General features: G+C 43.0%; 21 protein-coding genes. 2 read left to right on the forward strand and 19 right to left on the reverse strand.

All coding sequences use genetic code 11. The features are described 5' to 3' along the window. Positions 1–54 precede the first annotated feature (54 nt). The 9 genes from Q7S11_03500 to Q7S11_03540 all read right to left on the reverse strand — a co-directional run bounded on the left by Q7S11_03500 (position 55) and on the right by Q7S11_03540 (position 8,474). The gene (locus Q7S11_03500; GenBank protein ID MDO8572804.1) at positions 55–1,866 is read right to left on the reverse strand and encodes a DUF87 domain-containing protein; all 1,812 of its coding nucleotides are present in this window, start codon (positions 1,864–1,866) and stop codon (positions 55–57) included. A 60-nt stretch (positions 1,867–1,926) separates the two neighbouring features. Then, positions 1,927–2,298 (reverse strand): four helix bundle protein, encoded by a 372-nt coding sequence (locus Q7S11_03505; protein ID MDO8572805.1) that lies wholly within the window; start codon positions 2,296–2,298, stop codon positions 1,927–1,929. A 63-nt stretch (positions 2,299–2,361) separates the two neighbouring features. Next, on the reverse strand, positions 2,362–3,027 hold the full coding sequence (locus Q7S11_03510) for a hypothetical protein (protein ID MDO8572806.1): 666 nt from the start codon (positions 3,025–3,027) through the stop codon (positions 2,362–2,364). A 198-nt stretch (positions 3,028–3,225) separates the two neighbouring features. Further along, positions 3,226–3,687 (reverse strand): PrgI family protein, encoded by a 462-nt coding sequence (locus tag Q7S11_03515; GenBank protein ID MDO8572807.1) that lies wholly within the window; start codon positions 3,685–3,687, stop codon positions 3,226–3,228. Positions 3,688–3,742: 55 nt separating this feature from the next. After that, positions 3,743–4,102 (reverse strand): four helix bundle protein, encoded by a 360-nt coding sequence (locus Q7S11_03520; protein MDO8572808.1) that lies wholly within the window; start codon positions 4,100–4,102, stop codon positions 3,743–3,745. A gap of 36 nt (positions 4,103–4,138) precedes the next feature. Beyond that, the gene (locus Q7S11_03525; GenBank protein MDO8572809.1) at positions 4,139–4,774 is read right to left on the reverse strand and encodes a hypothetical protein; all 636 of its coding nucleotides are present in this window, start codon (positions 4,772–4,774) and stop codon (positions 4,139–4,141) included. A gap of 6 nt (positions 4,775–4,780) precedes the next feature. After that, positions 4,781–6,580: a hypothetical protein gene (locus tag Q7S11_03530; GenBank protein MDO8572810.1), complete on the reverse strand. Its 1,800-nt coding sequence runs from the start codon at positions 6,578–6,580 to the stop codon at positions 4,781–4,783. 34 nt (positions 6,581–6,614) lie between these two features. Continuing rightward, positions 6,615–7,472, reverse strand: coding sequence for a hypothetical protein (locus Q7S11_03535; protein ID MDO8572811.1), 858 nt, complete (start codon positions 7,470–7,472; stop codon positions 6,615–6,617). 15 nt (positions 7,473–7,487) lie between these two features. Then, the gene (locus tag Q7S11_03540; GenBank protein MDO8572812.1) at positions 7,488–8,474 is read right to left on the reverse strand and encodes a hypothetical protein; all 987 of its coding nucleotides are present in this window, start codon (positions 8,472–8,474) and stop codon (positions 7,488–7,490) included. A gap of 136 nt (positions 8,475–8,610) precedes the next feature. Between Q7S11_03540 and Q7S11_03545 the strand changes: the two genes are divergently transcribed. Further along, the gene (locus Q7S11_03545) at positions 8,611–9,942 is read left to right on the forward strand and encodes a hypothetical protein (GenBank protein MDO8572813.1); all 1,332 of its coding nucleotides are present in this window, start codon (positions 8,611–8,613) and stop codon (positions 9,940–9,942) included. A 23-nt stretch (positions 9,943–9,965) separates the two neighbouring features. On the opposite strand, the gene Q7S11_03550 is transcribed toward Q7S11_03545, so the two are convergent. From Q7S11_03550 to Q7S11_03570, 5 genes are all read right to left on the reverse strand, one after another. Beyond that, positions 9,966–10,856: an rRNA adenine dimethyltransferase family protein gene (locus tag Q7S11_03550; protein ID MDO8572814.1), complete on the reverse strand. Its 891-nt coding sequence runs from the start codon at positions 10,854–10,856 to the stop codon at positions 9,966–9,968. A 90-nt stretch (positions 10,857–10,946) separates the two neighbouring features. Further along, entirely contained in the window at positions 10,947–11,522 is a 576-nt protein-coding gene (locus Q7S11_03555; protein ID MDO8572815.1) for a hypothetical protein, read from the reverse strand. Between the two features lie 121 nt (positions 11,523–11,643). After that, a complete protein-coding gene (locus Q7S11_03560) occupies positions 11,644–13,587 on the reverse strand; it encodes a UvrD-helicase domain-containing protein (protein ID MDO8572816.1) in 1,944 nt (647 codons plus the stop codon). A 137-nt stretch (positions 13,588–13,724) separates the two neighbouring features. Beyond that, complete coding sequence (locus tag Q7S11_03565; GenBank protein MDO8572817.1) at positions 13,725–14,030, reverse strand: hypothetical protein; 306 nt, start codon at positions 14,028–14,030, stop codon at positions 13,725–13,727. An 11-nt stretch (positions 14,031–14,041) separates the two neighbouring features. Further along, positions 14,042–17,359 carry a hypothetical protein gene (locus tag Q7S11_03570; protein MDO8572818.1) on the reverse strand — a complete coding sequence of 1,106 codons (3,318 nt, stop codon included), beginning with the start codon at positions 17,357–17,359 and terminating at the stop codon, positions 14,042–14,044. A 503-nt stretch (positions 17,360–17,862) separates the two neighbouring features. On the opposite strand from Q7S11_03570, the gene Q7S11_03575 reads away from it, so the two are divergent. Continuing rightward, positions 17,863–18,945 (forward strand): M23 family metallopeptidase, encoded by a 1,083-nt coding sequence (locus Q7S11_03575; GenBank protein MDO8572819.1) that lies wholly within the window; start codon positions 17,863–17,865, stop codon positions 18,943–18,945. A gap of 123 nt (positions 18,946–19,068) precedes the next feature. Here the strand turns inward: Q7S11_03575 and Q7S11_03580 are convergent, their stop codons facing one another. The 5 genes from Q7S11_03580 to Q7S11_03600 all read right to left on the reverse strand — a co-directional run bounded on the left by Q7S11_03580 (position 19,069) and on the right by Q7S11_03600 (position 23,683). Beyond that, positions 19,069–20,640, reverse strand: a complete 1,572-nt coding sequence (locus Q7S11_03580; GenBank protein ID MDO8572820.1) for a YifB family Mg chelatase-like AAA ATPase — start codon at positions 20,638–20,640, stop codon at positions 19,069–19,071. 12 nt (positions 20,641–20,652) lie between these two features. After that, positions 20,653–21,027: a TraR/DksA family transcriptional regulator gene (locus Q7S11_03585; protein ID MDO8572821.1), complete on the reverse strand. Its 375-nt coding sequence runs from the start codon at positions 21,025–21,027 to the stop codon at positions 20,653–20,655. Positions 21,028–21,162: 135 nt separating this feature from the next. Continuing rightward, positions 21,163–21,786: a hypothetical protein gene (locus Q7S11_03590; GenBank protein ID MDO8572822.1), complete on the reverse strand. Its 624-nt coding sequence runs from the start codon at positions 21,784–21,786 to the stop codon at positions 21,163–21,165. Positions 21,787–21,852: 66 nt separating this feature from the next. Further along, positions 21,853–22,398: a hypothetical protein gene (locus Q7S11_03595; protein ID MDO8572823.1), complete on the reverse strand. Its 546-nt coding sequence runs from the start codon at positions 22,396–22,398 to the stop codon at positions 21,853–21,855. Positions 22,399–22,648: 250 nt separating this feature from the next. Next, positions 22,649–23,683: a hypothetical protein gene (locus Q7S11_03600; protein MDO8572824.1), complete on the reverse strand. Its 1,035-nt coding sequence runs from the start codon at positions 23,681–23,683 to the stop codon at positions 22,649–22,651. Positions 23,684–23,720 lie beyond the last annotated feature (37 nt).

Here is a 23,720-nt window from a genome sequence, read left to right on the forward strand (position 1 = left end):
ATTATATTAGAAAACAAGTATTTATACCAACTATTCTGTGAACAACGGAAACCCCTATATTTTCCCTTCAGCGAATTTTAGGTCCTGTTTCGCTTTCTTGATCGCAAGGATTTGAGACGGGTCGGATGTAATGATCTGGTCTTCGGTGTAGGAAGCGATGATTTTGAGGGCTACACGCTTGAGTCCAGCGATAAATATGCCTTCTCCCACATCTGACTCAAGAAGGAGGTATTTTTCTTCCTCGGTCAAATTGAACGCTTTCTGGAGCGCGTCAATGGCTGTAGGTGATTGTTTGAGGAGAAGCTGAATCGATGAGTTGGTCATAATTGCCAAACCATATGGAGAGCGAAGGAAGTCCCCCACGTCCTGCGTGATGGTAGCAACCCCTAAATAGTACTTCCTTCCTCGTTTTACAAGACCAAAGAGAAATGACGCCGTGTCCTCCGACTTCATCATCCACCACGCCTCATCGACAACCAAAAGCCTCTTGCGGAGGTTTTTACGGATAGAATTCCAGATGTGGTGGGTGATAATGTACATCGCCACAGGCTTCAATTCGTCTTCCATGTCTCGTACCGAAAACACAATGAATTTTTTATTGATATCTACGTTGGTAGGTTTATTAAGAAAACCCGACCACGTTCCCCGGGTATATTTGCTTAATTTTTGAACAAGCGATTCAGCACCTTTCATTCCAGAGAGAACCATTTCGAAGTCAGAAAGAAGCGGCGGTTCAATAGAACCGAAATCGGAATCGGCGGTGATATCTTTGAGTGCGTATGTTTCTGTAATCGCGCGATCTACAATCGCATCTTCCTCGGGAGTTAGTCCTCCCAACATGATTCTGAAAAGTCCAACGAGGGTGATGATATTGGAACGTAATATGTCTGCAGGAGATTCATCCTCACGTGGAATCGGGAGATCAAATGGATTAATGGTGTGTTCCGAGGTGAGCGAAATATTAAAATATCGACCGCCTGTTGCCTCGGCGAGGAATTCATACTCCCGTTCCGGGTCTATTACAATAACATCGGCATCAAACATGAGACTACGCAGTATCTCAAGTTTGGTCGCGTAAGATTTTCCTGAACCAGATTTTGCAAAAGTAACAGAGTTGTAGTTTTCAAGAGAAAATCTATCAAAGAGAACGAGTGATGAATTGTGGCGATTGATGCCATACAATATTCCTCGATCGGAGGTGAGGTCAAATGAAACAAATGGAAATAAGCTTGAAAGCGGGGCAGAGTTTAATTTTGAGTGTACATTCAACTCGTCTTTGTTGATGGGGATTGTGCTGGTGAACCCTTCTTCCTGTTGAAACAATGCCGGGCGCACATAAATAAGACGGGATTCAAGAATAGAACGTACTTCCGATGCCGCCTTTTTGAGGTCATCATCATCATCACCTTGTATGGTGATATAAATTCCTACATCAAAAATCTTTTCCTGCGCCTGCTGGAGCTTGTCGCGCAAGCTTTCCAGGTCTTGATATGCGGTATCAAGCATCGGATCTCTCACAAACCCTTTTTCTTCACGGATATTAATTTGACTTTGCACCTCCGCGACCTTTTTTTGGAATTTTTTGAGTATTTTTGCGGTTTCGATGGGGTGAATAAATATAGAAATATCAAAAATCTTGTCGAGGTTGATGATCGGCGAAAACCAATTGGTCGACAAAAGGCGCGGATACGAAACAATAAAATATGTCCGCATCACTTTTTCCCCAAGATTGATTTCTTGAGGTCCGACCTTGAGCGCCGATGGCGCAATGATATCGCGAAGCTCAAGCTCCCCCGTCTCGTAGAGCTCCGGAGGGAGTATGGGCATCAAATCTTTGCTTTCTTTTTTCTTATCAAAAAAACCCATAACGTAAGTTTAAAATGCAAATATCAAAATTGAAAGTTACAGTTTAAAATTAAAAAATAATCACCTTTTTCCTTTCATGGTTAATATACTTGAAGCAATTACATTTGATATTTCAGCCATTTCTTTTAAAAGCCACGCAAGATCGCCAGGATTTCCTTTGCCAGTATCTCTTAATAAAGCAAGCCACACCTTGGATTCGTTTGCTGATTTCAGAGAATGGGTGAAAAAGTTTATAAAATCCTTTTTGGAACTTGCCGAATTCGCCTCAACATAATTTGCCAAAACGCTTGTGCCACTCCTTAACAATTGTTTACCCATAATATCACACACAGAGTCTTTTGGTAATTTGTCAATGAATTTTATGAGCCTCAATACAAAAACATATAATCTTTTTTTGAACTCAACTTTAAATTTTGCATTGTCACTTTTCACTTTGATTTTTCAACTTTTCATTCTCATCACCCTCTATGCTCTAGGATTTACATTCTACGTTTCCTACTTCCCCTCTGCCTTCAATTTCTTATCCGTGTCTCCAGGGTTAAACATCTTGTAATAAAGTTCAATAAGCTCCTCTGTTCCCAATGGAATCGCGCGAACACCCGTGCGGATAAGCCCTTGCTTCACCACATTCGCTCTTTGTTCGAGTTGTGAACGCGCTTCTTCGAAGTGGGCTATGTCATTTTCATTTTTTGTTCTCGTTGCGTCTTTATTTTTTTTCCCGCTAAAAAGTGAACCCAACATTCCACCCGAAGATGGATCGGATGCGATTGCTGCGGACGAATAAGGCACAACCACAAAAAACGTTTTGGTCATAATATTGGTTGATTCGGTAAATGCGCGAATGAATGCGATGTATTCTTCAATCTGGATACGCATAAGATCACTCAATTGATCTTTGAGGCGCGCTTCCAGTGTCGCCAGGTATGGCCGTATGTCGAGACGGCGAGATTGTATGAAAATTTGCGTGGAAAAATCAAGAGAGTTAAGAAAATTTTGAAACTGAAGCAAGATTGCCATTTGTTCATCCTCGGACTTCAATGCGAAATTGAGCGAAGACACCATTAATACCATTCGCATAGCGCCATCCTTAAGGATAACAACACCATCGCGGACTTCTTTGATGGGAACAAGATCTTGTGCTGGTTTTGATTTGACGGCCATTTTAATTTAGCTTCTTAGCTTCAATAGCTTCGCGAGCTTCTTGTAAGGGTTGGATTAATAAATCTTTTTATGGTGCAATTTTATACAGGGCACGGTCTTTCTGGTTCATTATAATATAGTTTCTCCTCAATTTGAAAGCTACTTGAAGCTATTGAAGCTTGGGAAGCTACTGAAGCTCTTAAATCGTCTCATCACGTTCTACATATCACGTCTTCCTGTTGTTGGCAGTTCGTGCTCGGTCACCGGCTCTTCTTTGTTTCCCGCAACATCAACGTTCCACGACAAGTTTTTAAGTTTTCCTTCGGTCACGGTAGGTATAGGCATTGAAAAACTAGAACTTTGCTGTACGGGAGGTTGTCCCGGGGTTATATTGGGGGGAACCTTTTTCCATGTGTAGAGGCGGGGGTGCATAAAATAACGCACTCCCGATTGAAGTATCTCAATGAACGGCTTGCCGAATTTTTCACGTGGATAAAACGCAAGCGCAAGCGCAAATCCGACAACAATGGCAATTAAGGGCAACGAAATATACAGAGGCATTTTTCTAAAGAGGATATAGGAAATCCCTCCTGCGCCGGCAAGATAGACGAATTGCTTGAGGGAGAGCGGACCCACAAGCTTGTCTTCCACTTCTATATATTGAGGTACTTGGAATTGCACGTTAGTCTTGTAACTTATAACTTGTAACCTGTAACATACCAGTATTTTAGCACACTTATTTAAGCTTTGAGAGTATTCCCCACAGCATGGCGCCGATTTCTTCAGCCAATGCTAAAAGCTCGTCATACTCTTTTTTATTTATATAACCGCGTTTAAAAGAGAAATAGATCAGATACTTGCTCTCCTTGAGAGAACCATATGATATTTCTAGGAAATTTTTTAAAACCGCAGGTCTCTGTCGAGCATACCCCTCAATGTAATTTAGAGCTACAGACAATGCAGACCTTCTTAATTGTGAGGTTACTCCAAAAATTTCTTCTTTCGGAAATGATTGCGTGCAGTCATACACTCTATGAGCATACCTATCTACAAGCACCCTCAATTCTTTATGAAAATTCCCGCCATTTTCTTTCATCAAGTTACAGGTTTTAGGTTGTGTGTTACAGGGTTGTTACTTCGCCGGCTCCCGATATGGGTCAACCCCCGAAGGACGAGGAGGTGTTGGTGGGACAGGAGCAGAAGACGGTTTTTGTGGAACCAGTGTTTCTTCTCGTGGCATCTTGAAGACCCCTTGGAGCTTTTGTTCAAAAATATTTTGCGGGGCCTTCGGTGTTTCCGGGGGTTTGGGCGCTTCGGGAGCACTTGTACCACCGGGCACAATCATTTGGGGAAATTGAGGAGAAGGTGACATGGGTGGTGTGGGAGCTTGCGGTGGTGTTGGTATTGAAGCTACCGAAGCTTCTGAAGCTAATGAAGCTTGCGGTGAAGCCCCTTCGTCTATTATGTTGTGAACTATTTTGAGTGACTCTTTAACAGGCTGGAAAATTTCCTCATTCACTTTTTCCGCAATTGCGCGCGCTTTTTCTTGATCAACATCTATTTTTGTCACAATATTGCGAATGAAATCCTTAGGGTGGGAAGTTCCCATAAGAACTGATACCACTTCATCCTCCACATCAAGTGCTTGTTCTGGGGTGATACCAGTGTCGCGGCCAATAAGTTGTACATCTATACCAACATCATCAGACAAAAGTAACTGTTGTATATTTTGGGGTAGCTTTTTAAATTTTTCTTTTGTGTATTCCATAAAATACTAAGTTTCTTTGGGTTTTTCTGTTTCTTTAACTATCGTCTCTGCTTTCTCTGGTTCCCCTGCCCCCGCTTTTACTTCTTCTTTAGCTGCTTCTTTAATTTTATCCAGCAATTCCTGTTCCGGTGTTTTACCTTTCTTTATCTTTTTCGCCGCCTCCCTATTAGAAAGACCCCATAACCGATCACCTCTTTTTTCAAGCTTCTCTGTGTATATATCTTTTGCAGTTTTATCAACAAATTTTTTCTCACCCGTCTTTTTATCAACAATCTCTTTTTGTTGATATTGAACATTACCCTGTGTATCTCTTTTAATCCTCGTTTCTCCCGAAGGCCCTTGTTCATACTCAAACATTTTTGTGTCGCTCAAACGTTTTGCAAGATCTTCTTTACGTTTTACTTTTTCGCTCAAGTGTTTATCATATCCGCCCTTGCCGCCCGCTTTCCCAAATCCCGCTCTGTCCATACCGGGAATTCCACGGATGTCCATGGTGCCGGATGATGTTGCGCGAAGTCCTCTGTCGGCGACTTCTCCTACGACACCTGTGCGTGCCGCAAAGCGCTTAAACCTATCCGAATCGGCAAGCGCTCGGGCACCGCCTCCGATTAGGCGCCGTCCCGCAAGCGCTGTGGTGCCGATCGCCGCACCAAATACTGCCGTCCCCGCCTTTGTCGCCCACTGTCCCGCCGATCCAGAAAGCGACTTTGTTTTACTAAGGGCAATCATAAGTGCGACAACAACAATCGCAGCCTTGAGTGCTACTGTGGTAAATAAGTCGGTAAAAGAAGTGCCTGCGGTAGCTTGCGCGCCGCTAAATTTTATGATTTCACCCAAGCCTGATAAGAGTTGAACGATTATGTACAAAAAGAAAAGAAAAACGGGCGCCACCATGGCTTGGCTTAAGAGTTGGTTCCACCACGAGCTTGTGAAGCTCCCTCCTTTTGGAAGGGCGTATGAAATAAATGCAAGCGGAGAAGCGATAATAAGGAATATAAATGCTATCACGCGACCAACGAGGAGAAACCCTGCGTAAAAAAGAACATACGCAATCATAACGTTTATGATTGCCGCAACAAAAAACAAAAATATCAGCGCGGCATTTGAAGAGTTTGTCGACGTCTTCCATTTTTCGAAAGCCGTAGGGGAGAGAAGTGCTTGCGGATTAATGGAACCCATAATTCTCTCTGATATACGTTTCTCTGGAACTCCCTGTATGTGGCCGCCTACTGACGACTTTGACCCCGCTCGATTATAAAATTCCATAGCGATCACATTTGACGCATCAATAACGACTCGGGTGAAGAAAAAACTGAAATTTACTAGAAGCGCCACAATAATTACATTCGCGACCGCTTGTTTCAGTTGCACGCCTCCAATTTGAAGTATGGTTCCAAGGGCAATCCAGAGAAGTATAAGAATGAACAAAAGATTCACGAGATTTCTTATGGTTGCCCAAGAATTTGCCACAAAGTCCTGATTAAGAAGAAGCGGGCTTACTGAAAGCGCAAGGAATGAATCAAATATCCCGCCCGACAATGTGAGGATAAGGCCGCTTGGAGCATAAAAAATGTAATACGCCAGTATTGCAAAACAATCGTCAAAATTGATTCCTGACCACTCAACACACTCCAAACCAAATGCATCTGTTGGGTTTTCTGAAAGCGGTGTCGCTGGCCTTGTGGTCACTAAATCTTGCGAGGGTTCATAACCATCAAGAACGTCTGCGTGCACAACTTGTGTACCAAGTGTCCACCCCTCCTGAATCGCAAAAGATATCGGTGTGCTCCACAGAGTGCCAATCATTACGAGGGTTATAGTAAAATTTTTCAACATGTCATCATTTAAGTTGGGCAAACATTCCTGATACAAGCTGATTAAAAACTGCGCTAACAAGTTCATCAAACTCATCGGCAAGTTCGTATTGCCTCAAATCAGTACCAACCGCAGTGCCCAATCGCGCCGAAATCATTGACCCTGGTGTGGTGGTCTTTCCGTTTTTATCCGTGAAACTCAAGAACCCGCTTGCCCACGAAAGGCGTTGTTCCTCCTGCTTTGTTTGTTCTTCTATAGCCGCCTCCATCGCATTACTTGTATCTATATAAAGACTAAATGGGTTATTGCTACCATAGAGCGATTGTTCGTATGTATACCACCCCCCCTCATCGAAATCATCAAAAAATTTTTTCCCATCAATTCCTAACTCGTCTAAGGTACACCGTGCCTCTGCTTTATATTTATCAACGATACCGGGGCGTGTTCGAAATTGTGCGTCGAAATTATCAAAAAACGTACAGATGTCTGCTCCTACAAGTGCTGATAAAAACTCCGTGCCTACCACGTTTTTCATATCCTCAAGATAAACTTTTAGGTCGTCCACAAAAACAGGTTTTCCGTTAAATCCGCTATTTACCCATTTGGTCATATTACCTATCAGTGTGCTCAAAATACCCTTGGTAATTGTGAGCATAATAGAATCCCAGCCACCCACTGTTTCTTTGTCACAGAGTGACGTTGATGCAGAGTCTGTCACGGGAACCTTCATAAGAGATGATAGAGAGGGTACTTCACAGGCGGGGTTGAGTGCGTAAGCTTTGTTGGGTGTGGAAAATGGAATGATCGGCGAGAAAAGAAATACGAGCATTAAAACCGATGATAATACGCGGTGTCCGAATTTATTTTTAAACAGTGATTTCATGAAAGCCTAATTAAATTATTGAGACCGCTCAAACATTGAAGTGAAAAGATAGCCGTTTTCTCCCTTTTTAAAAATTACACCATTACTATTGAATACCGAGCCCGTATATTTCATGTAGTTTTCAATGGATACCAAACTTTTTTGGTATTGGGAAACTCCCGAGAGTCCGAGTACGGGATTAACCAAGGTGTTGCTCATGGCGCCAACCGCAGATGCAACTGTTCCAAACTCGTTTATAAACCCCAAATGAGTGGAAGCAAGCGCGGGGGGAGTGTTTACTAAAAGAAGTTTTTTAATCATTGCAATATATTCTTTTTCAAATTGAGCAAGTTTTTCAATAGTCCCTGTGTTACTGCCGGAAAGCGCTTGTGAAAGAATATAGAGCTCGCTTTCTTTTGAGGAACGTCCTATGAATATCGTCCCCATGGTTTCTCCATATACTCTCATTGAAGAACTTGAGTCATCGCTGATTGACACATTGGTAGCACGGTAGGTTTTTGCGGGAGGAATTCCTTTTGACATAATTCCGCCCGCCATGGTTTTAGCAAGACTCTCGAGCGATTGACTGCCAGTGTTTCCCGTTCCCTTGAGTTCAAAATAGTTTCCCAAAAGTTCTCGCATGAACACGTCAGTTTCGTTGAGTGATTGGGGGTCGTATGTTGAGGGGGAATTTTCGCTTGGTTTGACGATGTTTTTTTCCAGCACATCGTTTGGGCCTTTTTTGGTCGGGTTTCTACCAAGCTTCACTTCCTCGCTGTCCAGTGTTCCATCGCTGTCCGTATCAGAATTTTGAGAATCTGTTTTCCAGAGCGCTTCTTCCCAATCAGGGAGACCATCGTTATCAGAATCTTGCTGGGAGATGGATTCGGCTAATTTTTTTGCTGTATCCTGCGCCGTGTTTTCTCGCTCGAACACCAACGTTTCTTTTTTGTTCTCCACCCAACGACTCCACAAAAACATTCCGCCCGCTATCACCGCGATAGCAAGTATGATCGCAACCATTTTTTTACTCGGCAGATATTTCAAGATTTTCTTGGTTAATTATATCAAAACCCTTATGTATTTAGTATAACATAACAAATTGTACTGTGGATAAACAATGGGGTATAAATACTCTTTTGTAGTATTCTTGTAATATATGATTTTACATCAGCAAAAATTGTCTGTGGTGATGGTGCTCGCCACGGCGTTTCTTCTTACCAACACCGCGTTTGCGCAAGGCACTAATTTAGTTTCAGTCACCGAAATTTTTTCAACAAACTTGAGAGTTGGTGATCGCGGAGAAGATGTACAAACCCTCCAAAAAGTTCTTAACAGTTTGCCGGAAACCAAACTCGGAGATACTGGTCCTGGAGCTCCAGGGGAAGAAACAACCTATTTTGGCGAACTTACCAAGGGCGCGGTAGTGAAATTCCAAGAAAAGTATGCCCAGGAAATCCTTTTTCCCATTCAACTAGTACAAGGGACGGGGTTTGTTGGCCCAATGACACGCGAAAAGCTCAATGAAGCGGCGGTAAGTGCCGGAATTACAGCAAATATGCAAGGAACGTCAGGTAGTGGGACTTTGTCGGGCGGGGCAACAGGGATAACGGGGTCATCGCAGGGGTCAACCGGTCAAACTACCGCCATTAAGCCAAAAATAACATCTCTTTCACCAACCAGTGGAATCAATGGGACTGAGATTACCATAAGGGGTGAGGGGTTTACGTCAACGGGGAATACCATCAGAACAACCTTTGGTTTATTTGAGAACATACCCTCGGGCGATAGAAAAACAATTAATTTTAAATTTTTTTCAGATGTGGTGGAAAAACAATTAGGAGTTGAAGAGATGAAACAAAATGGAATAACAGCAACTGATATCCTTGAAGAACTTGTTGCACCACTTCCTACTGCATCCACAACGGTTCCTGTTATTGTTGGTGTTGCAAACAAAAACGGAGGAAGTAATTTTGTCCAATTTGATCTTGATATGGACATCACACATTATCTTGCAACATCAACGGTTTCAACAAACACAAACGGTCACCCCCTGCTTTTACAGAGGGTTGCGTCTTTTTTGTCTAATTTTACTATTGCAAAAATCGCCGAAGCAAAGAAGAAGGGGCCATCCCCAGCAGAAATTGCAAAAAAGTTGGCAGATAGTCAATGGAACCAACTTACAGGAAGCACCGGGGGTGGAGGAAGTGTTGGTGGCGCAGGCCCAGCTTTTGGAGGAAATGTTATTATGGTCATACCATGTCCATGTAGTGCTGGGGTTGCGTTTACCATACGGCCAGTTGCTGGTTCTCCAGGACCATATTTTGCACCATATTTTTCATGGAAAGCAAATTACGCAATCTTTCCAGGTAATTGGGTGCTAGGGTCTGCCCCCCTCCCAGGAGCATGTCTAACTGTTGCGTTTTGTTATCCCTACAGCGCGCCGCTTATTCCACCGACACCAGGCGTAGGGACATCATTGGGTATGTAAATAATTGATTCTGGATGCATTATTTAAGAACGAGTCATAAGTGCTTCACCTAAACAAAACCACTGATTAAGCGAGAGATTTTCTGCCCGTACCGTTGACGCAATATCACATTTCTCAAAACCCTCCCCAAGTTTTTTAGGTTCGTAAAAATTTTTTAAGTTTCCCCAAAGCATCTTTCGCTTGTGCGCGAATCCTCGCTTCATGAGCTCAAAAAATGCATTCTCATCTTGCTCACCCGCAAAATTATTTTTTGAAATGTTTTCTATGAGAAGTACCGCGGAATCGACATTTGGTTCCGGAGAAAAATATCGTGCGGGAACTTTTTGTATATAACGGGGTGTTCCGTATGCTTTTACGCTCATCGAAAGAATACTTTCTTTACCCTGAGCGGCTTGTGGTGATTTATCCTGAGTTTTATCGAAGGAGCCTAGTCGAACCGGGTCGAAGGGTTTGCCATCCCTTGCCCCGCTATGGCGGGGGCGTGCCACAATTCTGTCCGCGACCTCTTTTTGCACCATCAAGACCATTCGTTGCGGTTGCAGATCTCCCGAAAGAAATGTTCGCAAGATTTCTCCGGTGATGTAGTAAGGGATGTTAGCGACAAGTTTATAGGTATTAGTTTTTAGTTTGTAGTTAGTGGGATTAAGAGTAAGAATGTCGCCGTGCACGAGTTCTAATTTTCCATTTCTGATTTCTTGCGCAAATTTATCTTTCAAATATGAAATCATTCGCACATCTTTTTCCACCGCGATTACCTTCCCCGCTTTTTGTAAAAGACCCTCGGTAAGGAATCCTTTCCCGGGGCCGATCTCAAGCACGACATCGTCCGGAGCAATCTGTGCAGCCGCGACAATATCTCGCGCAACTCCGCGCGACGTTAAAAAATTTTGACCGAGTGATTTTTTTGCTCGCATAAAATATATAAATTTAGTTAAGTTTATCACACACCTCCAGTAACACATATCCAATGCCTAGGCACTTGATATGTGTCAGTGGTTTATTTTTTATAACAAGCCAAACACCTTTTTGATTTCTTGTTCCCCGTCAATCTTTTTCACTAAAAGGTATTTTAAGTGGTTTCTAATGTTTAAATACTTTCCCAATAGATCAAGCTCGCCCCTGCATTCAAAAGGAGTAACAAACGTTGATTTTTGTATGGGAATAAACCCCATGCGTTTTAAATGAAAATTCACGGCGTTGCGCGCAGACTTTTTTGTGTTGGGGATGTCGAATATAATAACCCGAAACATGCCATCCCACACTTTTGGAGGTTTCACACAGAGATCATATATCTTGTTTTTATCAACCTCTTCCTTGCCGCGATCAGTAAGAGACAGCACACTGTTTTTTGAGTTTACTCGCAACAATCCATGTTTTTCCAATGAGCGTATTGTTCTTTTGACACGAAATCGCTCACGAGAATTTTTCGGCTTAAAAAGAACAAGAACTTGTGCAAGGCCCGGCAAGGCAAGGACAGCAATAAAAAGCCCTCCAACAGCAAGTCCCTTTAAAATAACGAGCGCAAGCTCTCCGTGTCCATACTCACTCAATGGTTTAATATTCAGGGGTTTTATATCCATAAAAATACATTTTTAGAATAACACCATATTAACACATATCAAATGCCTAGGCATTTGATATGTGTTAATGGTAAATTGGTTCCAAGTTTGAGCCATGGTAAGGCGTTAGTCAAAAAATTTATTAATCAAAATGTATCGTATAAAGCGCCTCCTCGCCACCACCCCCTTCTTCTTGTTCGACAAAGTCATTGTCAATATCGGAAAGAAATTCCGAAGGAGTATTCACTTGTTTTGCGCCGAAAATAGTTCTGACTGCCGTGTATGAAAGAAAAAGTTTTTCTTTCGCTCGTGTGAGCGCCACGTAAAAAAGTCGCCGCTCTTCTTCCTCGCGCTCGTTTGCGCCTTCACCGCCTCCCATCCCGCGATGAGGAAAAAGATCTTGTTCGAGGCCTGTGATAAACACATATCGAAACTCAAGTCCCTTTGCGGCGTGCACCGTCATTAGTTTTACCGCATTATCATTTCGCTCGAGTGAATCCTGATCGGTCGTGAGCGCGACATCGGATAGAAGTTTTTCCACTCCTTCTTGCGGGGAAAGAATGTCGTATTTTGTCGCGAGTGTCACCAACTCTTTTAAGTTTTCAAGTCGTTCTAGATTTTCTTCCGTTCCATCTTTGAGTGACTTTTCCATTCCTGTTTCTCGCATGATAAATTTAATAAGCAAAGAAGTTTTTTCTGTAAGCGCTTGTTCTTGTATCCGCACGAGAAGTTTTTTAAATTCCGCAACGCGTGTTTTCATGGCCGGCGTGAGACTCTCAGTGCTCCCCGCGAGCACTTTTATGATTGTAGCTTTGCCAATCCCACGTGTCGGGACATTGATGATTCGCTTCACGTCATAAAAATTTTCCATATTGAGAGCGGCTTTGATATAGGAGATTACATCGCGAACCTCTTTTCGTTCAAAGAATTTTACACCAAGAACTTGATAGGGAATGTTGAGAGATAAAAAAGATTCTTCCAAAACACGCGATTGAAAGTTTGCGCGATACAGCACGGCAATGTCCCGTGGCGACACACCACCCTTGATAAGCTCGTCAGATTTTCCTGCAACAAAGCGCGCCTCCTCATTCTCGTCATACGCGCCGAACATGGAAATTTTTGCCCCTTCGGCGTTCTTGGTGAAAAGATTTTTTTCTTTACGTAGCGTGTTTTTCTTGATCACCGCATTTGCGGCGGCGAGAATATTTTGTGTCGAACGATAATTTTCTTCTAACAAAACAACTTTGGCATCGGGGTAATCTTTTTCAAAATTCAAAATATTCTGAATGTTTGCTCCGCGCCAGCTATAAATATTCTGATCAGCGTCGCCCACAACGCAAATATTTTTGTGTCGTTCTGAAAGCGTTCGAGCAATTTCATATTGTGATTGATTGGTGTCTTGGTACTCATCGATATGAATGTAATGCCAGCGGTTTTGATAGTGCGCACGCACGTCGGTATTCTCTCGCAAAAGATTCGCGGGCTTTAAAATGAGATCATCAAAATCAAGCGCCTTCTGTTTCACGAGCGCTCCTTCATACCGAAGCCAAACCGCCGAAAGTATTTTGGGAAAATAATTATTTCCCGCGCTCCGCGCGTATTCCTCCGCGGTTATCAAGTCTCCTTTTTGACGTGAGAGCGCGGAAAGCAATCGTCCCGGTTCAAATTGTTTCGGGTCAAGCCCTTCCGCCGCGAGCGCTTCTTTAATGACCGCCAACGAATCATTTCTATCAAGAATGGTAAAATGACGCGGAATCCCCAAAAGATTTCCGTGTTCGCGCAGGATGTGAACTCCAAGCGCATGGAAGGTACTCATGAAGGGACGTTCGTGATGAAGTACTCCTATTGACTGGCTCTCACGTTCTAGAAGCGAAGCAACGCGTTCACCCATTTCTTTAGCAGCTTTATTGGTAAAGGTGATAGCAAGAATTTGTGATGGAGCGACTCCTTCTTTGATGAGATTGATGATTCGGTATGTGAGTGTTTTTGTTTTTCCCGCACCCGCGCCGGCAACAATCAGAAGCGGTCCATCTTTGTGGAGCGCCGCTTCTTTTTGTGCAGGGTTGAGTTCATTGAGGTGATTCATGGTGGTAACACTATAACATAGGTCTCAAAACGTAAAATATAAAATGTGTAACGCATAACATTCAATTAAAATGGTATAGAAAACAAAAGAGCGGGCAATGACACCCGCTTTGTTATAAGAAATTGGTTGTCGGTTATTTACACCGCCTCGGCAAGCTGTTTAAATTCCAGAACGCTTTTGTGTACTTCGTTTTTCACAAAATTATCAAGGTCGGGAATTTGTGCATTGAGAAACGTTTTCATGCGCTCACTGTCCCCTGCTTCGCTGATAGCATCAAACTCATGCCGCGCTTCGGGTGAAATTTTTTCAACAACCGAAACAGTGATTCTTCTTAAAATATTTTCTCCGACACGCGCAATAACCTCATCCTGGATGTCTTGGGGAACCCCAGTAAGTCCAAGATTTTTTGTTAACGTGTCGTTGAGTTCATCCGTGTTAATCATAAAATTATCTGCTATTTTTTAGAAATAATTACACCAATAGCTCTTTTTGAAAAATGTTCCACCGTTTCCTTTGGTTCGGGAGTTATGCCACTTCCCGCCTTTTCGGTGAGCATTTTTAGGTACCCCTTCATTTTATCAATTGCACCGGGGGAGTCCATCCCGAACTTTTGCACACCCCCCTCATCGCCAACGAGTGTCCCACCAAAACTTTTTGTGACTACTTCGCTTACGGGACGGTCTTTAAAATCAAGCCAGTCAATTGATTTCTCGCCATTGGTTCCCAAAAAACCATATCCAAAAAATCCTTTCGAGCCAAACATGGTTTGAACATCGGCATGAAGTACCGCATTGGTGTCCATAGCAAGCGCTTCGGCTGCAAGTTGTTCCATAGTTCTTCCACCCGTGTCTGGCATGCTCAATGTGTAATCTTTGGTAATTTCCGCGAGGTGGTTTATTTCGGGTGTGACTGATGTTGCGCCATCCATGGTCCCGCTTAATATTTTTTCTACAGTTTCTGTTGTAAGAAGCGCATCGGGATGAACGGCGTGCCAGGCAGAAATTTTTTCATTATTTGTGATGATGTGAGACGACTCGGTATCAGTGAGCCCGCTTGCGCGTTCAATGATTCCCACAGACTGACCATCCTCAATCGGTATTGTTGTTGTGTTGAGTACGTCATGAATTTTGTCGAGATGGATCGTATCTCCCGCGGACAGACTGTCCACATTGCCGCTTGATATACCAAAACTCCCCGGATCTTTTTTGATTTGTTCTATAATATTTGCGATTGCATTTGATTGCCTTCCTTCGCCATCGAGGTCTTGTATCTCCGGAATTTTTTCTTTAATGATATTCCAGAGTTTGTCATCGCCATGAACTGTGTACGATGTCTCAACCAAAGGAACTGTTTGTGTGGCCTCACTCTTAATTGATTCACGGACTGCTTCCACTTTTTGTACGTATTCATTTTGTGTGGGGTGCATTGAATTTTCTACAACCTCATGGGGTGGTGACGCGGGAATTTCGGAGGTTGAAATACTCGAAGTACTTTCTGGAATAGGAGGCGGCACTTTTAATTGGTTGGCAATTACTTCCCTCGACGTACTCCCCGCCCCACTTTCAGTCGGCGTACTCAAATAATCTCCAAGAAGTTTTCCTCCCAAAAATACTCCAGTTCCCGCAAGTGCTCCCAAGATTACATTCATGCGCATCCCCAACATTCTTTCTTCTTTCTCGTTACTGGCAATAGATTTTTTGGTAAGCATTCCTTCTACTGCGGCAAACATTGCAAGGCCTCCCATAGCACGCTGAAATGCTGACCCCGTAAGTGCTGCAGTTGCTATCATCGCAGCACTAGCTCCACCAGTTGCAGCAAAAGCACTTGCTCCTCCCACAAGCAGTGCAGAGGCAATAAGTTTCTTTTTAAGTGGCAGATTGCGGTATGCATTACCAATTTTTAATGCGTACTCCACAACCTGAGAATCTTTTTCTATCGCTTCTGTATTTTCTGTAAAGGTTTGCGTCGCGCTAAGCAATTTTTCAATCCGTTCCCTTTGTTCCTGATTTGTGCCGATTGTTGCAAGGAGTCGCTCTGCGCGTGCGGGATCTTCGGATTTAATTTTTAAAATCGCTTTTTCAAACGGATTTAGTTCTTTCTCACCCTGCTCGTTGACCTGCAAACTTTCTTGCTGTTTCTGTTTTAGTTTTTCAATAAGGGCATTCGGGGTATCGTTTTCAGAAACTTCAATCCCATTCTCCCCCATAATTTTTTTGAGATTTACTGATACGAAGGCCGGAAATGCTCTACTTTCTACAGACTTAAGTAATTCTTGCGCTTCTGTCGTCAACACAAACGGAACCCTCGGCATCTCTTTGATATCTTCAGGTGGTTTCTCACCAACGGGCGTTAATTTTTTATTTTCCCCCTCGGTGCTTTGTTCACTGATAGTTTTCATTGGTGACGCAGTATCAGGGACAAGTGCTTCCTCGTTTTTTATAAGAGGAATTTCTACAGTTTGGACGATTTCACTGACAACAGAAATTGGCTTATCCTTAAGCGCTAGTTCTTTAGGGGGAACTTCCTGGTTAATCGCCGCACTCGGGACAATTACTTCTGGTACGATTTCTGTTGCCTCGTCACTTCCCGGCATTTCATTATTGGCATGGCTGTCTTTTTCTTGTAGGGCTTTTATAACTTCAAGCGCCTCAATTTTGTGTTTTTCATTTGGGTTTGCAATCACCATTTTTGCAACGTGTGTCATCGCCCCCACGTCTTCGTTTGAAGAACTTGTGATTTTATTTTTGATATGCAGGGTACGCTCTATCTCCAATTCGCGCACCCTCTCTTTTGCCCTTCGAATACTTTTCTCAAGATCGGATGGCGTTCCTTCCCCCGCATGGTCACTCAAGCGTGCGCTTGCTTCTTTTGCTTTTCGGTTTTCAGCATCAATTTCTCTATTTATACCCACAATGGTTTCATCATAGAGGAGAGATCTGCCGAGTTCTTCATTTACGGCAGGTCGTTCATCCACAGGAGCACGTGCCTCCTGTTTAATTTTTGCGAGATTCCTCATGGGAAGAACAACCCCCTCGGGTGTTTGATAGACGAGCGAATTAATTTCGTCGACAGACTTCTCGCCAGGGGGTGTATCGGGTTTATTGGATGCTTCAATCGACTCAACTGATGGAACTGGCGGCACGGTCGGCTCATGGTAAAAAATCTTCGGATGTATCATTTTCGATTCCACGGTGTCCTTATCTGGTTGGTGTAGCGATTTATTTACTATCTCTAATTCACCCTCAAGCCCCGTCAATTTATAGTTGAGGAATTTAAGTTTTTCTTGTATTACATATGAAGAATTCTTGTTCTTTTGAAGCTCGGCAATTTCTTGCTTGGTTTGGTCAATAGATGACTCCAAATGTGCTTGCCTCCCCTCGTGTGACGTGTTGCCCTCATTTTCACCACTCTCCACCGCCTTAATTTTTTCATTATTGCCCATAGTGGTTGCGTTGTTATTACTATCGTTTTCGGTAATTATTTCATATCCATGTGTATCGGCAAAACTATTAACTATCGTGACACGGTCAGATAATTCTTTTTCAAGCGATCCCAGGGTTTTTTCACTTTCAGCGGTAGGTTTCCCGAGTACTTTATCGCGACTCATGTCTTCTTTTACCCTTGCAATTTCATCTTTTATCCTTGTTTGTTCATCTTCATTGAGTATTACCCCAGTCATTAGTTCGCGCTCTTCAGGGGTAAATTCCTCACTGCTTTTGCTTTTTGTATCAGTTAGGTTGTCTAGATTAGTATTGTGTGCAACCTCATTCATGTCAACATGATAGCAAATCTAAACAGAACTGTCGCTATACTTTTTTAAAAAACGTTACGATTTATCAAAAAAATGCTTATCACCCACACCTATTTTTGAATTATTACATCGCATTTCCATCACCCTTACTCAAGATACTCTATAATGTTCCCCCAATATAGACTGTATATCTACATGAACATGCAAAAATACGACACAAAAGTTGGTGTTGTGGGTTATCCACACCGATAAGATTGCCCCGTTGACTTTCAACCCCCGTTGAGGTATACTTGACAGCGAGGTAAGAATAGGTTGTAGAGACATGCTGAACGAATATTTCCCCGTCTTAATTTATGTAAATATAAAAAGGGCGTGGGTAAACACGAAGTGTTTGAGCGAGTTTGTTTGACTGCGAGTAATCTCGCTCAGACAGTCTCGTAGTCAGACAAGATAAAGAAAGAATACGGAATTACCTTTTAATTTTTAGGCTTATACATACTCATAAACAGGACCCTGGCTTACCCGTGGTGACCGAGAACCAGGCTAAAAAAGAATCGTTTTTATGGCTTCCTACTAAAAAGTCTGCTTTTTTGTTCTTGTGTGCGGTTATCATTGTATCCCCCGTTGCATATGCAAATGCGGGGTTTCTTTCATTATTGGGTTCCATATTTGGTACAACCGCAGCGGCAAATCCTGCTCAAGAAGTAACCATAGATTATGTGAACTCGCAAAATATCGGTCTTCTCCAAGCAGCAGTAAATCTCAATCCTAAGTTAGCACGAGGCGGGGGCGACATTACTATTGTCAATGATAGCGCCCTTCTTTCAGACATTGGTCCAATGGGAAGTGCTGTTGGCGTTGAGGAAACATCTTCAAAGAGCGATCAATTAAGCATCTACGTTGTTCGAAAGGGTGATTCACTCTCACAAATTGCTCAAATGTTCGGCGTTTCTGTGAATACCATTATTTGGTCAAATGATATTCCACGTGGTGGTTCTATCCGTGTAGGGGAAACTCTGGTCATCCTCCCTGTATCGGGGGTGAGTCATGTTATTGCTAAGGGGGATACCATAAAATCAATCGCAACAAAATATAAAGGTGATGCAGAAGAAATTCTTGGATTCAATGGGCTTGGTGATAGTGACGCTCTGGCAATTGGATCTACGATTATCATTCCTGAAGGAATGCTTTCTTTGCCAACGCCGGCTTCTATTTCATACACAAAGCCAAAGGGAACAAATGGTCCTTCGTACAGTGGCTACTATTTGCGTCCCGTGAATGGCACAAGATCACAGGGGATACATGGTTATAACGGCATAGATCTTGCTGCTCCGACGGGAACACCAGTGTTTGCTTCAGCCAGTGGAGATGTCGTGGTGAGTAAGTATCGCGAGGGTAATCCATGGTTCGGTGGATATGGTAATTATGTTGTAATTAGCCACGAAAATGGTACACAGACGCTATATGCCCACATGAGTAAAGTAATTGTTGGAGAAGAATGGAGGGTAGTTAAGGGGCAGGTGATTGGATATGTAGGATCAACAGGAAGATCAACAGGGGCACACCTTCACTTTGAAGTTCGTGGAGCAAGAAATCCATTTCAATAATTTTTGAAGATAGGTTAGTCTAGACAATACGTTCAAGTGAGAAAAACCCCTCGAGAGAGAGGTTTTTCTTTATTTAAGCTTTCCAAAGCCTCGCCTTGGAAAGCTTAAAGCTTGGGAGTGGGGTTAATGATTGATGCCCGTTCCCCTCTTTGGCCGATATTGGAGTGCTTCAAGGATGTGTTGCTCACCTACCGCACTCACACCCTCCAAGTCTGCGATAGTGCGAGCAACTTTCAAAAGGCGATGGTGCGCTCTTCCAGAAAGATTAAATTTTTCCGCTGATGCATTCACCATGTCAACGAGTTTGTCACTTAATTTCACCAACACTTCCAAATCTTTTGCACCCATCTCACTATTTGTTTTGATGTGGTGTTGGTGAAATTTAAATCTCTCATTTTGCATAGTTCGCGCGCTTCTCACTCTTTCCCGTATCGCAGTACTTGTTTCTCCTTTATTTTCTGAATCAGAAAGTTTTTTGTGGTCAACGCGGGCTACTTCAACCCAAATATCAATACGATCCGCGATGGGGCCCGAAATCCTACTCTGATATCGAACAAGCGACCCCGGCATGCAAACACACTGTTTTTCTGTGCCATAATTTCCGCACGGACATGGATTGAGCGCTCCGATAAGAATAAAATTTGCAGGAAATAATTCCGTCCCCTTCGCTCTTGAGATGCTTACCATATTATCTTCGAGTGGCTGACGCAATGATTCGATAACGCGCTTGTCAAAAAGCGGAAATTCATCAAGAAAAAGAACACCCCGATGCGCGAGGGTCACTTCTCCCGGTTTTGGAAATGATCCTCCTCCAACAATAGATACATATGATGACGTATGGTGCGGAGAACGAAAAGGCGGTTCCACAATGAGACTGTCTTTGAGTGCTCCTGCAACCGAATGGATGCCGGTTACTTCGATGATCTCATCAAAACTAAGGTCTGGAAGAATGTGGGGGAACGCTTTTGCAAGCATCGTCTTCCCCGCTCCGGGGGAACCCCACATTGCGATATTGTGTCCGCCCGCGGCGGCAATCTCAAGCCCCCGTTTTGCTGTTTCTTGTCCCTTAACATCGGAAAAATCAATAAGGCGACTTCTGCGTTTCACAGTTTCAATGCGCAATGGATCGTATTGCGCCGGCTTTATTTTTTTGTGAATGGTATCACCCCCCTTTACATACTCATGAAGGTGTTCAAAAACATCTTTTAAATTTTTTGCTCCGAAGATTGAAATACCTTCGACCAGAGATGCTTCCGTGATATTTCCTTCCGGCAAATATACTTCTTTAAACCCTGATCGCTTGGCTTTATCAACCAAGACGAGTGCTCCTTTAATGGGACGGAGTTCTCCATCGAGGGAAAGTTCCCCCAAAAATATTTTTTCTTTCGGATTAAAACGAAGATCTCCTGCAGCGACAAGATACGCTATCGAGATGGGGAGATCAAATAGCGGACCCTCCTTTTTTACATCGGCAGGAGCGAGAGAAACCACCACTTTTTGATTTTTTTGTTTCGGTGATTTAAATCCGGAATTTTTAATTGCAGAACTGACGCGGTCACGTGATTCCTCGACGGCTTTGTCGGGAAGACCGACGGTCGTGAAAGAGTGAAGTCCTTTCGATATGTCCACTTCTACGTCAATAATTTGCGCCGAGAGACCAGTTGTTTGCGCTGAATAAACCTTAGAGAATGGCATACCCATTGAGTGTTAACTGTTCATATGTTTGATGCAGGTTATTGCGGCAGGATTTGCTTCAAGGCGTGCAATTTCGATTGGTTCATTTCCAACCTCGCATACCCCATAGGTATTGTTTTTTATTTTATCAAGCGCCCGCGTGATACTCCCAAGCTTGTTTTCAAGCTCAACCTCAACTGCGCCTCTTTCCTCAAATTCTTCCATCTGTTCCGCAACTTCCGTTTTATCTGCAGAAGAAACGTCGATAGGAGAAGGAGTCGCTTCCCAGTCCTTAGGGTTTTCGGGGTTTATCCGCCCGACACCCCGGAGCTCTCCCTCGATAAGCGTTTTCTCTGCTTCAAGCTTTTCTTTAAAATGTGCTGTGTCAATCGATGTGTTTTTATGCATAGTGCTCTTATGATACCAGACAAGTCGTGGAGCGCAAAGCGTGTAGCAGCTACTGACCCCTACGAAGGTCGGACCTCTGTAGGGGTGACGAATGACAAAGGTAACGCGAGGACAAATTGATTCTAGAGCAAGGACTCACCTTACTTTCACATCAAAAAATTGAATACTCTCCCAAATCCTTTCAACATCATCAAGGGGCATATTCATTGTTATTATGTCAAAGAAAAATCCGTTTTGGATAAATAGCATATGCCGTTCGCGGAGTATTTCCGGTTGAGGGTGTACCAAATCTTGTGGAGAGGTAGTAATAATAGCCTCAATACCAAAAATATTCTTTTTCTCTTGTATAAGGCCGCTATACCCTCCGTCTTGAACCAGATACTTCTCAACAGAAGTAAGGGGTGTCTCATCGATAGATATGAAGAAAATTCTCTCTTTGGGGGTTGTGTCAGTAAACGAAATACTGTAAGAATCATATTCCTTTCCTGCGTGTTCCCAAACATTAACAGAATGGCGTATCTCCATGTCTGCCGGGATCTCTATGGAAAACTGAAACATCTTATTTACATAAGAAGACCAGCTCTTGACCGAAGGAATGTATGCTTTACCAAATAAAACCGGTAGATCTTTTCCTTGCAAGGTTCGCTTAAATTGATGCTCAAATGATGGTTGTTTGATTTGGCTACCATCTGTTTCAAAAAAATAATAACTCAATACACTCAACACAACCAACACGGCAATAAAATAAAGGTATTTCATATATTTACATTATAAAATAATAAAAAAGGCGACACAAACTGCGCGCCGCCTTTTCAAATGAAGATACTATTGGATGAAATACACCGTGAACGAGCTGCCGCCTTGTACTTGAGAATAAAACTTCGCAAAGGTAACCGTCCGTGTTTTCACAAGTGCATCATTGTTGTTCCATGGCGTGCTGTCGTAATTACTTTCAGTAAATGTCACCGTGGTGCTAGTCTTTGCGGTAACAATTGCCGTATGTGGCCAACCACTGGCAAGGCGCATCTGGATAATGTACCCAGGAATAACATTTTCAATCGGCATACTCATACCGATCACGTGCCCACTGATATCATAGTCCCACATATAGTCATACGGTGACGATCTAGTGGAGGGTATTGTAACATGTTTCCCTGAGGCTTCGTACACCACTTTACGAGCCCAATCCTTACAAGACAAGCCTGACCACTGATTAACATCTTGATTTGCCCTGCTCACAATGGCAGAGTTCCTTTGTGATTGTGGCATGGTATGCCACCAATACGTAGAACCTCCTGGTGAATCAGCGCGAGCGACACCAATCAAGCCGCCAACCATAACAGCAACAGTCAAGAATGCTTTTACATTCATCCGATATCTCCTCTATAAATTTATGGGAAGGAACTAATGTCGGTTGCTAACCAACCAACTTTGCCATAGTAGCATATTTCCGTTTTTTTTTGCAATTGATTGTTGAATGTAGCTGTGAAAAAAGGTTTATGGAGTGATAAGGAGGTGAGACATCTGTATCATCTGTAGTTGTATTTCCACATACATTTATCTCACGCTATAGTTCATTATAAATGTATGCGAAATAATATTCATTCATGGTAAATACCCATTATTGCGTAACCCGCTTCGGCTGATTAAGGATATCGAGAATATTTCCAAATGTTTCTTTGTCCGGCGCAACGAGAAGGGTGTTGCGGTCAACAAATGAATATATAAACACGGGCTCCTGTGCACGATCAAGGAGCGCGCGAGTATCCTTGTTTTGCATTACCACGTCTTTAAATCTTCCCGTTCCCTCTTTTGACCCAATAAGGAAGCCCAAATTTTGCAGAAGTGTTTTTTCCCACGAAAGCATACCGGCAAACGATGCTTCAAATGAATTTGTTTTAAAAATAAGAAATGCGTGACCTTTTTGGGCGGTGTCATAATAAATCCCAAGCATAAAATTATCATCAAGTGCACGGACGAGGACGTCGGGTGCGTTTGTAAAATATGTGCTCAAGAACACTCCGGCAGGTAAATTACTTTTGCCGGCTACCAAGTCTGGTAATCCTTGCATGCGTACTTGCGTGAGCGCAATGTTTGTAATCGATCCCGATTCCGGGGTCTTCCCTGCTTCATCCGCAACAGTGTCAGCCAGAGTATTTTTAGAATTGTTTGCAGTAGAATCAACTTCCCGCTCATAACGAGGAACTATAATAAACGGAGTTGATGAGTTGATTTTTACAACAACGGTTTCTCCTGGCGGAGTAGATGTAAACGAAAAATTACCATAACGAACGAGTGTGAATATTCCTCCGCCAGCAGCAATCAGACCGACTACAATAGCGGCAATGACCATAATACGCTTTTGATTTTCGGGACTTATTGTTGGCGGAGTTTCAGATTCTTTCTCCGCAGCTCTTTTTTTCTGTTCCCTAAGCGCAATACTCGCAAGGCTTTCTTTTTGTCGCTGTATCGCTTCCTCGGCATCGCCACGGTATGTTTTAAGGGGACGGATGGTCATGCGATGGGTACCTTTCTGTGTATCTGCTGGTATATTTTGCCCGTCTATTGGTAATATTTGTGTAAACACAGACCGATCGCTATTTTTTCCGATCGAATTCTGTGCGGATTTATTTTCTGTTTTATTCTCTCCTGGCATCGTGGTTATTTTTTTGAAGCGTATAAAACGCTCAATC

The organism is bacterium (genome assembly GCA_030648955.1).
Lineage (GTDB): Bacteria > Patescibacteriota > Minisyncoccia > Phycocordibacterales > JAUSHB01 > JAUSHB01.

Excerpts from the sequence above, each read along its gene's own strand:
- Q7S11_03520 (MDO8572808.1), bottom strand. The coding sequence starts at position 4,102 with ATGAAAGAAAATGGCGGGAATTTTCATAAAGAATTGAGGGTGCTTGTA.
- Q7S11_03600 (MDO8572824.1), bottom strand. The coding sequence starts at position 23,683 with ATGCCAGGAGAGAATAAAACAGAAAATAAATCCGCACAGAATTCGATC.
- Q7S11_03590 (MDO8572822.1), bottom strand. The coding sequence starts at position 21,786 with ATGAAATACCTTTATTTTATTGCCGTGTTGGTTGTGTTGAGTGTATTG.
- Q7S11_03530 (MDO8572810.1), bottom strand. The coding sequence starts at position 6,580 with ATGATTGGCACTCTGTGGAGCACACCGATATCTTTTGCGATTCAGGAG.
- Q7S11_03500 (MDO8572804.1), bottom strand. The coding sequence starts at position 1,866 with ATGGGTTTTTTTGATAAGAAAAAAGAAAGCAAAGATTTGATGCCCATA.
- Q7S11_03545 (MDO8572813.1), top strand. The coding sequence starts at position 8,611 with ATGATTTTACATCAGCAAAAATTGTCTGTGGTGATGGTGCTCGCCACG.
- Q7S11_03560 (MDO8572816.1), bottom strand. The coding sequence starts at position 13,587 with ATGAATCACCTCAATGAACTCAACCCTGCACAAAAAGAAGCGGCGCTC.
- Q7S11_03540 (MDO8572812.1), bottom strand. The coding sequence starts at position 8,474 with ATGGTTGCGATCATACTTGCTATCGCGGTGATAGCGGGCGGAATGTTT.
- Q7S11_03535 (MDO8572811.1), bottom strand. The coding sequence starts at position 7,472 with ATGAAATCACTGTTTAAAAATAAATTCGGACACCGCGTATTATCATCG.
- Q7S11_03565 (MDO8572817.1), bottom strand. The coding sequence starts at position 14,030 with ATGATTAACACGGATGAACTCAACGACACGTTAACAAAAAATCTTGGA.
- Q7S11_03555 (MDO8572815.1), bottom strand. The coding sequence starts at position 11,522 with ATGGATATAAAACCCCTGAATATTAAACCATTGAGTGAGTATGGACAC.
- Q7S11_03580 (MDO8572820.1), bottom strand. The coding sequence starts at position 20,640 with ATGCCATTCTCTAAGGTTTATTCAGCGCAAACAACTGGTCTCTCGGCG.
- Q7S11_03510 (MDO8572806.1), bottom strand. The coding sequence starts at position 3,027 with ATGGCCGTCAAATCAAAACCAGCACAAGATCTTGTTCCCATCAAAGAA.
- Q7S11_03595 (MDO8572823.1), bottom strand. The coding sequence starts at position 22,398 with ATGAATGTAAAAGCATTCTTGACTGTTGCTGTTATGGTTGGCGGCTTG.
- Q7S11_03570 (MDO8572818.1), bottom strand. The coding sequence starts at position 17,359 with ATGAATGAGGTTGCACACAATACTAATCTAGACAACCTAACTGATACA.
- Q7S11_03585 (MDO8572821.1), bottom strand. The coding sequence starts at position 21,027 with ATGCATAAAAACACATCGATTGACACAGCACATTTTAAAGAAAAGCTT.
- Q7S11_03525 (MDO8572809.1), bottom strand. The coding sequence starts at position 4,774 with ATGGAATACACAAAAGAAAAATTTAAAAAGCTACCCCAAAATATACAA.
- Q7S11_03550 (MDO8572814.1), bottom strand. The coding sequence starts at position 10,856 with ATGCGAGCAAAAAAATCACTCGGTCAAAATTTTTTAACGTCGCGCGGA.